Raw genomic sequence first — 12,031 nt, 5'->3', positions numbered from 1 at the left:
TCAACCAACGTATGGTGCGACTGGATACTGTCGGCCGATTGAACGCTTCCTCGCGGTGGGGCGTCGCAGACAGCTGGGAATCTTGCGTGCACACAAGTGTTCTTCACACCATAACCAGTCTCGACGTTGGCGGCGCCCAGGTCATGCTTGCCCGCTTTCTTGGCCAGGTCGACCAAAACCGCTTCTCGTCTTCGGTTCTATCGCTGCTTTCACCCGGGCCGTTGGCCGCACAGGTGGAGTACACAAAATCAGGGCTCGCATCGCTCGACATGACGGAACGCCCGCGTCCGCGCGATGTCTTTCGGCTGACGCGCTCGATAAGCAGGGCCGCCCCCGATCTGCTTCATGGATGGATGTATCACGGCAACGTCGCGGCAACGTTAGGCTCGGTGCTGGGGCTCAATTTCTCGCCGGTAATCTGGAGCATCCATCACACAGTTCGCGATCTCGCCGACGAGAAGCCGTTGACGCGCCATCTGATCCGGCTCTCTGCCCGTCTGTCGGGTCGCGCTAGCGCGATCTCGTATTGCTCACGCGTGGCCGCCGACGATCACGAGCGTCTGGGCTTTGATCCGCGTCGCAGGGTGGTTATCCCGAATGGCACGGATTGTGATCAATTCTCTCCCTCGGCCGACGCCGGTGCGAAACTGCGCCATCTGTTCGGCTTGCCAGCCGGACGGCTGATCATCGGCCATGTGGCACGGTTTCATCCTATGAAGGACCAGATCAGCCTGGTCCGGGCTATAAGCCGTGTCCTGGCCCAGGGGTACGATGTTCAGGGCGTGTTTATCGGGGAGGGGCATGTCGACGGCCCGGTGCGGGTCGCCGCCCGTGAGCTCGGTATAGACGACCGGATCACAACGCCGGGCATCCGCAGTGACGTTGCCGACCTCATGCCAGGCTTCGATATCTACGCGCTTTGTTCAGCTTGGGGCGAGGCTTTTTCCCTTGCCGTCGGCGAGGCCATGGCATGTGGCGTACCGGCGGTGGTCACGGCAGTCGGTGACTCAGGCTGGCTCGTCGGCAACAGTGGAGTGGTCGTTCCGCCCCGAGACAGTGAAGCACTGGCCGCTGGGCTGATCAGGCTTGTCGGCCTTGAACCGGCCGGGCGACGCGCTTTGGGCCAACAAGCGCGTCGCCGGGTCATGGAGAACTTCTCACTGTCGCTTTACGTCGATCGGCACCTGGAACTTTATGGAACAGCTCTCGGCTGTCGCCGCCATATCTCGGTCCGATAGGAGCAACTGGTGGTTGTTGCGCATGCGAGTGGAAGAGATCATTTTCCTGCTGCCGTGGATGGTGCGATGCGCCGCAAGCGGATCGTCGTCATCGCCAGCCTGACGCGTTCGCTTGTCAATTTTCGCCTCGAATTGTTGAAAGCTATGGTCACCGCCGGGCACGAGGTCATCGCACTCGCCCCCGATAATGACGAACAAGCCATCGCCAAGCTGGGTGCGATTGGCGTGAACTTCCAACAGATTCCAATGGCCAGGACAGGCACCAATCCGCTGGCAGATCTGCAAACGCTCAAGGCGCTCTACGGGCTAATGCGCCGCCTGGCTCCGGACATCGTCCTGCCGTACACGATGAAACCTATCATCTATGGGGGACTGGCGGCCCGACTTGCAGGAGTACCTCGGCGGTTCGCACTCTTCACAGGGTTTGGCTTCATATTCAGCGGCAGCGTCACCGGACTGCGCGCAACTGTTCTGCGCCGGCTGAGCATTGCTCTTTACCGCTCGGCCCTGATCGGTTGCGAAGCTGTTTTCGCCTACAACGAAGCCGATGCTTCCGACATCCGAGGCCATCGGATGGTTTCTGCGACGACGCCGGTGATAAGGGTTCCAGGTTCCGGGGTCGATCTGACGCTGTTCGCCGCCAGCCGTCCACCGTCGGGGCCTCCCGTCTTCCTTCTGATTGCCCGCTTGCTTCGCGAAAAGGGGATCGCCGAGTTTGCCGCCGCCGCGCGCATCCTGAAGACCAAGCACCGTGCCGCGCGTTTCCAGATTCTCGGGCCATTCGATCCCAGTCCTCTCTCCATCTCGAAAGCCGAAATGGACCAGTGGACCAGGGAAGGAGCCGTGGAGTATCTCGGCGAAACGCACGATGTCAGTCCCTATCTGACCGCATCCACGGTGTTTGTACTGCCTTCTTACTATCGCGAGGGTATTCCTCGCAGCGCGCTGGAGGCCTTGTCGACGGGGCGGCCGATCATTACGACCAACGCTCCTGGCTGCCAAGAAACGGTCATCGACGGCGAGAACGGTTTTCTGGTCGAGTCACGGGATGTGGAGGCTCTGGCCTCGGCGCAGCGAGCCTTTCTTGAAGATGAGGGTCTCGCCGTGAAAATGGGCGCCAACTCAAGAAAGCTGGCGGAAGAACGCTTCGACGTTCACAAGGTAAACCATACCCTGCTCGAGGCGATGGGGCTGTAACCGGTCGGGCGTGATCGGCTATGCGCTCACCGACAGTCAAACGGGGAAATAGCGCCGGATCTGCTGCCGTCTCAGGTAGGCTTTCCGGAACGCACCATGAGCCTGTTGGAATGGGTCCACCCGGTTGAACACCCAGCCGATCGATGGGCCGCCGGCGAACCGCAGACGCTCGACAACCTGGGAGAGTGCCTCTTGCGTTGTGCTGTCGCACGCGGCGACGACCACGACAGTGTCCACGGAGGCAGCAATCCGGACTGCGTCCTCCAGAACGAGCATAGGCGGTGCGTCGATGATCACTACGTCGTACTCGAGCCGGAACGCCTCCAGCAACTTAGCAAGCTGGCTGGAGTTGAGGAATTCCGGCGACGTCTGGTCGCCGGCAGGTGGCGCCATCACATCGAGCTGCGGAATTTCAGGCAGCGTCTGGACGATTTCCGCCAGACCGCAATCCCCATGCAAATAGTCATCGAGTGTCTTGCTGGCGGAGCCAAGCCCCATGGCGGTGTGGAGGTTGCGGGTTCGCAAATCCAGATCGATCAGCGCAGTCAAGGCGCCATCCATTCCAGCAGCCATGGCAAGGCCCATGGCTGTCGTTGTCTTGCCCTCCTGGGGTAGGCCGGAGGTGACCAGGACAACATGTTTGCCCCGCCCGCCGTTCATCCTGGTGCAGGCACTGTAAAGCGATCGGAAAGCGTCGGAAAAAGCCGACCGTGGTTTTGACAACAGGGTTTCGAGAGGGGGCAGGGCCGGACGCAGGAACTTCCGGGGCAATCGCGGGATTGACGCCAGCAGAGGGGCACGTATCAGCTTCGATGCCCGTCGCAAATCCCGTATCCGCACATCCATGCTATCGAGCGTCACCACAAGAATCAGAGCCAGGACAAGCGACGCGGCGAAACCGCCAGCAAGCATCAAACGAAACTTGGGAAAGGAAGGGCTGGTTGGAACCTCCGCCACCGAGACGGTGCGCACGCCGGGCTCGACCGCTTCGGAGAACGGATCGAGACTGCCAAGCCTGCCGGACACGAGGTCGTAAAGCTTCTGCTCGGTCGTCAGATCGTTGTTCAGTTCACGCAGCTTGGCTTCCGCGAGGCTTCTCTGCCGCAGTTCCTCGTTGGATGCCTGCAAGCTTTTGGTGAGTTGGTTCACCCGGGCCTCGTCGACGCGCACTTCATTTTCCAGGATTGCGATTGTTCGCAGCATCTCTTGAGAAATCATCGCACGGACAGCAGCCACTTTTGCATCGGCCTCTTGGACCAGAGGGTGATTTCGACCGTAGTTGCCGGCCAGTTGCGCGCGATCCCTCATTGCCGTCGCTTCGTCATTGCGCAGGGAGGTCAGGAAGTCCGATGAGAGGAGAGGATCGACGTTGGCGCCCGCGTCGCCGGTCTTGGCCGCCAGCTTGACCTGGGCGAGGCGCGCCTGCGCTTGCGTGTACTCACCTCTGGCGGTGTTGAGCTGTTCGTTGTTCTGCTGGATTGAGGCGCGCAGCAGATCGTCGCGCGGATCGCTGGAGACGCCGTGTTCATTTGCGTATTTGGCGATCTGGCCTTCGATAGTGGCAATCCGCGATGCAAGCTCGGTCGACTGCTGTCTCAAAAAGCTGACTGCGTCCTTGATATCCTGCCGCTTGTTGTCACGGGCCCATTCCACAAACAGTCTGGCCGTTGCATTGGCTATTCTGGCCGCGGTCGCGGCGTCGTCGTTGAGGAACGAGATCGTCATCGCCGCGCTTTCGCCGGAGCGATCGACCGACAGGCTCGCCAGATACAACGTAATCGCCCGGTCCTGCTGAACGCTCTTGGGCGGGAGCGATGGAGCATGCTGCGGGTCGGCGCCGAAGACCAGCGCGAATAGCTTTTGCGGTATCGCGACGATCAAGCCGACGGTCTGTGACAGCACTCCAGTGCCCGAATCCGAAGTTGAAGTCCCGCCAGGGCCGGCTGGCGGCAGGTAGGTGTTGAAGTCCGGATCGTTGATGAGGTCGAGCCTGTCGACGACCAGGCTGGCGAACACGCGAGAGGTGATCAAATCCGCCTCGGTGTCCATCCGCGACTTGTCGGGCTGCTGGTTCGGCTGCGCCTGCGCGGTGTCGAGAGGATTGGAACCGTCGGTTTCGACAACGATCATCGAACGAGCCGTATAGGTCTTGGGAAGTTCCACGGCGGCGATGAGCGCGAGAACGGTGCCAGCAACGACGATACCGATGATCAAGAGGAGGCGTCTGCGGAAAAGACCATAGAGCTCACGCGCGCCGAACGTCCGTTCCTCCTGGGGCTCGAGTGGCTCTTGAAGGAATGGTCCCAGCCGGTTCCACACACTGTTTTCGTCTACCAAGCTCACGGATCGCGCCCCCTGAGGTTTGTTTCTTGATGGTCTCACCGGGTCTTCAAGCCAAGTTCGAGACCCAACCCAAGCGACAAGTTTTTAACACGGATGCACGGACGCCAGCGCGTTCAAGAGGCTTAGTCGCCGGAAGGGGAATTATCCGAAAGGATAGCGTAGGTGGCCGGGGGCCTATCTTGGCAGATGCACCGAACTGCCTGTCCATGATGGCTGGTAAAAAGAACTCTCGAGTAGATTTCAGGAGTGAGGATGAATCACGCCGGGCTCCCTCGCGGCTACTGGGCAAAGCCCGACCGCAGGCCGGCTGCCGTGTCGTTGCCAAAGGTGACCAACAAGATCGGGCTCTGGCTGGCAATGGCCTCGGTCTTCCTCACTCCGTGCAACATCCTTCGTGTCGACACATTCTACTTCACCGCCAGCGATGCCTTCGCTCTGGCGGCCGTTTTGGCGATGGTCCTGGGGAAATCCTTTCAGCCCGCCCCTTTGGGGGCGGGGACGCTGCTGTGGAACACCGGAGTGGCACTGCTGTGTGGCATGCTGCTGCTCAGCAGCCTGATCAATGGTGATCCCCAACGAGGGTTCATCATCTCGGCTCAATATCTGTATGCCTACTTTCTCCTGGCCTTCATGCTGGCGTCAAGGCCCTGGAGCGAAACGGTTCTGCTTACAAAGGCGCTTATCTGCTCGATCGCCCTGATGTGCCTGCATGGCGTACTGGTCATCGACATCCTCAAGCAGCAAGGCACATACATGACCAGCCCCAGTGGCCGTTTTATCGGCTGGGTCGAACGTGAAAATGAGTGCGCGACGCTGATTGCACTCGCGGTTCCCCTTTTGTTGTGGCTGGTCGCTTCGGGATGTGCACGGCCCCGCTGGGCCTGGATCGGAGTGCCGATCCTTGCGTATGGTATTGTTCTGACCGGCTCCAATACCGGCCTGATTGGCCTGGTCGTTGCGCTCACCGTCTTCGTCGTCATGACGGGCTCGTGGCGCCGTATCATCTTGCTGGCGGCGTCGTCGACCGCCACGTTCTTTGTCGTCGTTACGTGGGGCCAAGATTTCCTGCCGCCCATCTTCCAGCGCCGTGTGCTGAACGCATTGCAGAGTGGCGACATTGACGAGGCTGGTACGTTTGCAGACCGTATGCGGCTTATTCATGAGGCCATCGGCAAAGTGGACAGCAGTTCGCTGCTTGGCATTGGTGCCGACCAGTATCGATCTTTCAGCGCGCTGCATGCTCCGGTCCACAACGTCTATCTTTTGATATGGGTCGAGGCGGGGCTGGCTGGGTTGATCGGCTTTCTGCTCATGCTGGTAGCCGGCATAGTCATTGGCATGCTCGCTGCCCGGCTTCGCGAAGGACGAATATCGGCCATTTGCACGCTGGCCACGGTCCTCCTCTTCGCAGCATTGGCCAATGCGCTGCCGCATCTCTACAGTCGTTTCTTTGTCGTGCCTCTCGTGCTTGGGATAGCACCCAGTGTTGCGATCCTGCGCGACGGCCCAGTTCCGAGAACGGTCGGACGCTTCCTTCGTGACGCTCGCTCCGGGCGGGGTCGTTTGCGGCCTCCCCAACGCAGGCCGATCTAAAGCGCGTCGCGTTTGAACGGATTCAGGCGACGCGCTTGTCTTATGACAATTTTGGCCGAAGGGGCGAGAATGAACCGCTGGGAGAGAGTAGCAGCTCTCTCGTCAGCGGCGAGGGATGGATCGTCGACGCGCTGGCCATTTGAGGGGCCGAGCTAAAGTTTGATCACCCTCGTCTTTTCCCGAAGGCCTGAAACGGATACGCGCAGTTTGAGCTGCGCATGACAAGCAGAGGCACGGCAAAAGATGACCGAGATTACCATTGGCGTCGACATCTCGAAAGAGGCCCTCGACGCCTGTCGCTTCCCTGACGCCGTGAGCCGCCGCTTCGACAACACGGTCAAGGGCCACAAGGCGCTGATGCGCTGGATCGGCTCCGAGGTCACCCGGATCGTCTACGAGCCGACAAGTCCCTATCATCGCGGGTTTGAGTGCCATCTCGCCGAGGCCGGACTGCCACTGGTCAAGGTCAATCCGCGCCAGGCACCCAATGACGAGCAGGCGATGTGCGGAAACTACTTCGCCGATTCTGATGCTTGCGGGGAGATAAAACGAGCGAGAGCGAACACCCCGTCGACAAAGTCCTCTCCCATGACAAACCGGCCCTCGACCCAGCGTCCTTGGGCATCCTGACTGTCGACGAGGTGACGCACCTCGGAGCTCAGTTCGTCAGCGCTCAACTCATCCGCGGCATTGATCCACAGCTGTTGATTGGAAACCGTCAGGCCGCGCCTGGCAAGCTCCAGCCGAGCGAATACCGGCTCGATCTCTGCACCCGTTTTCATGCCGTAGTGTTGCAAGAGGTTCTTGTCCTCGAAGGTCACCTTGCCACGATCATCAATGTAAACCGGCCGGTTGGTGTTGAGTTCATAGAAACGAGCCCATCTGCCGTCGGGCAGGCGCGCCGCCTGCAGCCAGGTGGCCGCGGATGCTGCCGCGTCCAGCAGCCGCGCATCCTTGTTCTGTTCGTTCAACTCGATTAGGTAATCGATATTGCCGGCGGTTTCGCGCGAGACGACGGCTGGCGGCTCAAACTTGCGACCCCATACCGGCTGCATGGAACGATCGTAACCCTGAGCCCAACCCTGTTGCGGGGCGGGCAACTGGGCCGCAAGCAGAAAATCACCGACCTTCTCCGCTGCCTTGAGATATGCGGGATCATGATATGTGCGGTAGGCGTTGAGAAAGAGGCGACCCATATCGCGGGGGAGATTGTCGTTGACGATGAAGTAGGGCGGACGATCAGGCTTCTGCCAGTCGTGAGACCAACTGGCCGGCATACTTGCCTTGGCGGCTGTCTCCACATCCGCACCCGGCGCGGCGCCCTTGAAGAAGACCGGAAAGGCCCCATTTGGATACTGCACGCGCATCAATCGATGAAGTGCTTTGTCGATGCAGAGACGGACGTGGGGATCCGAACCGCTGCTCGCCTGGTCGAACCACATCAGGAAATTCAGCACGCTCTGTGTGTTGTTGTCGTCGAGCACAGTCTCGTTGCGATGCGGGTTGTCCTTGATGTCGTTACAGGTTTTACCGCCCACCATCAGTGCGCGGTAGCACCATGTCGCCGCCTTTTGCGGGTCGGTCTCGATCTTGTAAAACCATCCGCCGGACTCCAGCTGCGTGTTGACGAGAGCCGTTGCCACAAGCTGGGCAGACTGAAGCCATTGCTTGTCGCCGGTAACCTCGAAAATGCGCAGGAAGGCAGCTCCGACGGCCGGCGTGCCAGGCGGCTGTACCCAGCCAACGCTTGTGGGCACGGCGCCGCCTTCGCCCACCCTCCTTTGGCCATCAAGCGAATATTTCCATACATAAGTTCCTGCCACTCCGAGATGATCGCGGAAGTAGACCCCTGCGCGCTCGATCGCGCTCCGTGCCTCGGCCACAGTTGGTTGAGGTGCTCCGGCCAGTGCAGTACCGCACGACAGCGCAACGAACAGAACCGAGGCAATATGTCTTGGCACGGCAGCGCTCCCGCCGGGCATCAGGCCGCCGCCTCGTGTGGAGGCGTGGTGGTCGCCTTGGCCGAACCGAGTATCACATGAGGCACGAATGGCGCCGCCGTGGGTTTTGGTTCCTCTCGACGGTAGCTGGGAAGCAGCTCCGCAACAAGGTTCAACACTCCCGTAGTGTCGCCAGCTCTCGCCAGGCGGCGCAATTGCGAAAATGCCTTGCGCAGCGTGTCAAGCGGCACCGGGTTGGGCACGGCACCCAAGACCCCGGAAATAGGGACGTCGACACGTCTTTCTCTTTCGTCGAAAAGTTCCTCGAACAGCTTTTCTCCAGGCCGGCATCCCACAATCTTGATCTTGATGTCTTCATCCGGCCGAAACCCTGCGAGCTTGATCATGCGGCGCGCCATGTCGATGATCTTGATTGGCGCTCCCATGTCGAGAACGAAGATTTCGCCCTGTCCTAGGCTCTTTTCCAGGCCGTGGGCCGATGCCTGCAAGGTGAGTTCAACCGCCTCCCTTATCGTCATGAAGAAGCGTTTCATCTCCATATCGGTTACGGTCAGCGGGCCGCCGTGGGCAAGTTGGCGCTTGAACAGCGGGATCAGCGATCCACTTGAGCCCAGAACATTGCCGAAACGAACGGTCATGAAGCGGGCCGGTGTGTCACTGGCGACAACAGCGAGGTCCAGGGACTGGCAATAGAGTTCAGCCAGGCGCTTGGTGGCGCCCATGACGTTGGTCGTGTTCACAACCTTGTCCGTGGATATCTGGACCATTGCCTTTGCACCGCAAAGGCGCGCGGCTTCTGCGACATTCATTGTCCCGATGACATTGGTAAGGACGCCCTCGCAAGGATTCAGTTCTACCATTGGCACATGTTTGAGCGCCGCCGCATGGAAGACCAGGTCGACGCCATGCCGTTGGAAGATCTCGCCCAGGCGAACAGGGTCGCGCACGTCACAGATATATGGCTTCCGGCGCACATTCGGGAATTTCTCCGCCAACTCCAGATCGATGGCGTATAAATTGTATTCGCTGTTATCGATCAGGATCACTTCGGCCGGACCAAGCGCGGCAATCTGCTGTGTAAGTTCGCCGCCGATCGAGCCGCCGGCGCCAGTCACAACGATGCGACTGTTTCCGATCATTCGCGACAACGCACCCTTATCAAGCACCGCCTGCGGCCTTTCCAGCAGGTCGGTAAGTTCGATCGGACGCAATTCGAAGCGACTCTCGTGTTTGGGATTGCGCAGTTCCAGGACGGGGGCAGGGCGAGAGACAGCGATGCCCAGACGTTCGGCCCGGTCGATCAGCGCTTCGAGCGCTGGGTCGACGAGACCAGGCACTCGTTCAGTGAAGATCACGTGCCGGGGTTTGATGCCGCGGCCCTCCAGATCGCTAATCACCGCGTCGAAATCAGCGATGTCGCCCAAGATCGGCACGCCACGCAGAAAATAGCCCTCGGTGGCCGCACCTCTTTCCAGCAGGCCGACCGGCCAATGGCGTGCATCCGGGTCCCGCTGCAGCGCGCGAATATAAAGATCAGCCGCATCGCCTGCACCGATCAGCAGGACAGGGACCATGTCGCATCCATTCTTTGCCCTGCTCGCGGCCGGGCCAAAGCGGCTTACTTCAAGGAGCTTGGAGCGGATTCGAACTGAGATGAGCAGCGGCACGAGCAACAGAACCTCGATCGCCATCACCGAGCGCGGGATCGAATCGAGCCGTGTCGCCACAAACATCACAAACACGAAGGCGAGCGATGCGACTATTACCGCGCGAAGGATACCGAGCATGTCGTCGACGGATGCATATCGCCAGTTGCGGGTGTAGAGGCAAGTCACCGGGAAGACCACGGCGCATGTGAGCAGGAAACAGGGGAGTGCGAAAAGCAGCGAATGGTAGCTTTCCGGACTGGTGACATCTCCGTCAAGGCCCAGTCGCATGAATGAAGCAAACGACAGGGCCGCGAGCGCCATCGCCAGATCGAAGACGTAGAGATGAAGATTCTTGCCAACGGCCTTGGCGCGCCCGATCACCCGTCGACGCAAGTACGACAGAACATGAACAATTGTGCGCGGTTTGCTGACAAGACGGCCGAGAGCGATTGCAGTGGCCATTAAAAGGGATTGGCCTCCAAGTGGACCGACTGCCTCAAACGGCTGATCTGACTGGCTCATCCTAGGACCTCGACAAAGCTAAGCCGCCGCGCTCCAGAGGGCGCGTGAATATGTGCAGCTGATTGAACTCGCAGACATCAATCCGCGACGGCCATTCCCTTGTTCAATCAAGAACAGGTTGACCTGCTGTCGTTCGGATCCGAGGCTACGATTTTATGTTGCTATGGAGCGCTCTGCCTGCTTTCGACGCAACACATGCTTTTGTGCATGGAGTACATACCGGATCCACAGGCGGGACTTTGCCAATGTTAATCCAAAGAGGTACTTCCGCCAGTCTGGACCAGCCAGCCAGACACGACCCGTTGCACCAGCGTGCCAAGCTGATCGACTTTAGCCCAAATTGCAGAGATTTCTTGCAAACAGGAGGATGCTATTACCTGGGAGAACGGCTTGCACACAGATCGCCCGTAATGTCTTGAATGATGACGCAGTGGCTTACAATGACGCTACAACCCACCGGAGATCAAAATGGGTCGCTTGAGTTTCGATCCGGCGATCCCGCTCTTCGGCCCCTTCGTTATCGACCACGCTAATGCGCCAGGCTCATGCTAGCAAAGGAAGCTTTCTATGCTCGGACGGTTGAAGAACAATCTTCGCGACGGTTCCTTTTTCCTTGGCGAAGCCATTGTCCCAAAGAAAATACGCTACTCGGGTCCCCTGGGAGCGTTGCGCCGCCAAATGATCTTTTGGTCGCGGGACTCCTTTGTGCTTTCATACCCGAAATGCGGTCGAACATGGCTACGCACTATGGTTGGCCGCGTCATCGATAAACACTACGGCCTTAACTTGCAGAATCCAATGGAGATCCAGCACTTCTGGAAGATCTCGTCGAAGATCCCTTGCATTGGTTTTTCTCACGACGACAGCCCAAACCTTAAGCGCCCTGGCGAGATCCAGATCGACAAGTCAAAATATTCAGGAAAAAAAATCCTATTTCTGGTTCGGGATCCGAGAGACGTGCTTGTTTCATATTATTTCGACGCAACGCATCGAATGAAGGTGTTTGACGGAACGATCAGTGAATTTCTGGTCCAAGATGTTGGCAGCATTGATTCCATCATAGCGTTCTATAACGCTTGGGCACACAACCGCGACAGGGTGAAAGCATTTCAAATTCTATCCTACGAACATATGCACCAAGCTCCAAAATCGGCGCTTCGCACGGCGTTGGATTTTCTGGGCATTCAGGGCGTGCCGGAAATGATTCTCGATGAAGCGACAAGCTTTGGCTCTTTCGAGAATTTGCGAAAGATCGAAATGGCAGACGCTTTCGGCCACGAAAGAATGCGCCCGACGGATCAGTCGAACCCCGACAGTTTTAAGGTACGGCGTGGTAAAATTGGTGGTTATGTTGACTATTTCGACAGAGACGAGATCGCCTACCTGGATGAGAAAATTGCCAACTCTTTGGACCCGTATTTCGAAATATACCACCGCAAGGCATAGCGTCGAGCACTACTGCAAGGGCCGCCTTGTCGCTTCCGTGCTGAGACGTCGCATAAGGTCTCACCCGTCGAAAGGTCCACGC

The 12,031-nt window shown here is 58.9% G+C and carries 7 protein-coding genes; 4 read left to right on the top strand and 3 right to left on the bottom strand.

What is annotated here, in order from left to right; translation table 11 throughout:
• The first annotated feature begins 86 nt into the window (after positions 1-86).
• Positions 87-1,238, top strand: coding sequence for a glycosyltransferase (locus tag ASD12_RS03210; protein ID WP_162252200.1), 1,152 nt, complete (start codon positions 87-89; stop codon positions 1,236-1,238).
• A 9-nt stretch (positions 1,239-1,247) separates the two neighbouring features.
• Entirely contained in the window at positions 1,248-2,435 is a 1,188-nt protein-coding gene (locus ASD12_RS03205; protein ID WP_244482721.1) for a glycosyltransferase family 4 protein, read from the top strand.
• Between the two features lie 36 nt (positions 2,436-2,471).
• Here the strand turns inward: ASD12_RS03205 and ASD12_RS03200 are convergent, their stop codons facing one another.
• Positions 2,472-4,778 (bottom strand): polysaccharide biosynthesis tyrosine autokinase, encoded by a 2,307-nt coding sequence (locus tag ASD12_RS03200; RefSeq protein WP_162252199.1) that lies wholly within the window; start codon positions 4,776-4,778, stop codon positions 2,472-2,474.
• Between the two features lie 252 nt (positions 4,779-5,030).
• On the opposite strand from ASD12_RS03200, the gene ASD12_RS03195 reads away from it, so the two are divergent.
• Positions 5,031-6,371: an O-antigen ligase family protein gene (locus tag ASD12_RS03195; protein ID WP_056581838.1), complete on the top strand. Its 1,341-nt coding sequence runs from the start codon at positions 5,031-5,033 to the stop codon at positions 6,369-6,371.
• A 512-nt stretch (positions 6,372-6,883) separates the two neighbouring features.
• Here ASD12_RS03195 and ASD12_RS03190 read toward each other — a convergent pair.
• Both ASD12_RS03190 and ASD12_RS03185 read right to left on the bottom strand, forming a co-directional pair.
• Positions 6,884-8,332 carry a pectate lyase gene (locus ASD12_RS03190; protein WP_162252198.1) on the bottom strand — a complete coding sequence of 483 codons (1,449 nt, stop codon included), beginning with the start codon at positions 8,330-8,332 and terminating at the stop codon, positions 6,884-6,886.
• 20 nt (positions 8,333-8,352) lie between these two features.
• Complete coding sequence (locus ASD12_RS03185) at positions 8,353-10,443, bottom strand: nucleoside-diphosphate sugar epimerase/dehydratase (protein WP_244482720.1); 2,091 nt, start codon at positions 10,441-10,443, stop codon at positions 8,353-8,355.
• Between the two features lie 627 nt (positions 10,444-11,070).
• Here ASD12_RS03185 and ASD12_RS03180 point away from each other — a divergent pair.
• Positions 11,071-11,949, top strand: a complete 879-nt coding sequence (locus tag ASD12_RS03180) for a sulfotransferase domain-containing protein (RefSeq protein ID WP_056581835.1) — start codon at positions 11,071-11,073, stop codon at positions 11,947-11,949.
• The last annotated feature ends 82 nt before the right edge of the window (positions 11,950-12,031 follow it).

This window comes from Mesorhizobium sp. Root102, from assembly GCF_001425625.1.
GTDB lineage: Bacteria > Pseudomonadota > Alphaproteobacteria > Rhizobiales > Rhizobiaceae > Mesorhizobium.
The sequence above is the reverse complement of the archived record's forward strand: the minus strand, read 5'-3'. Positions and strand labels throughout refer to the sequence as shown.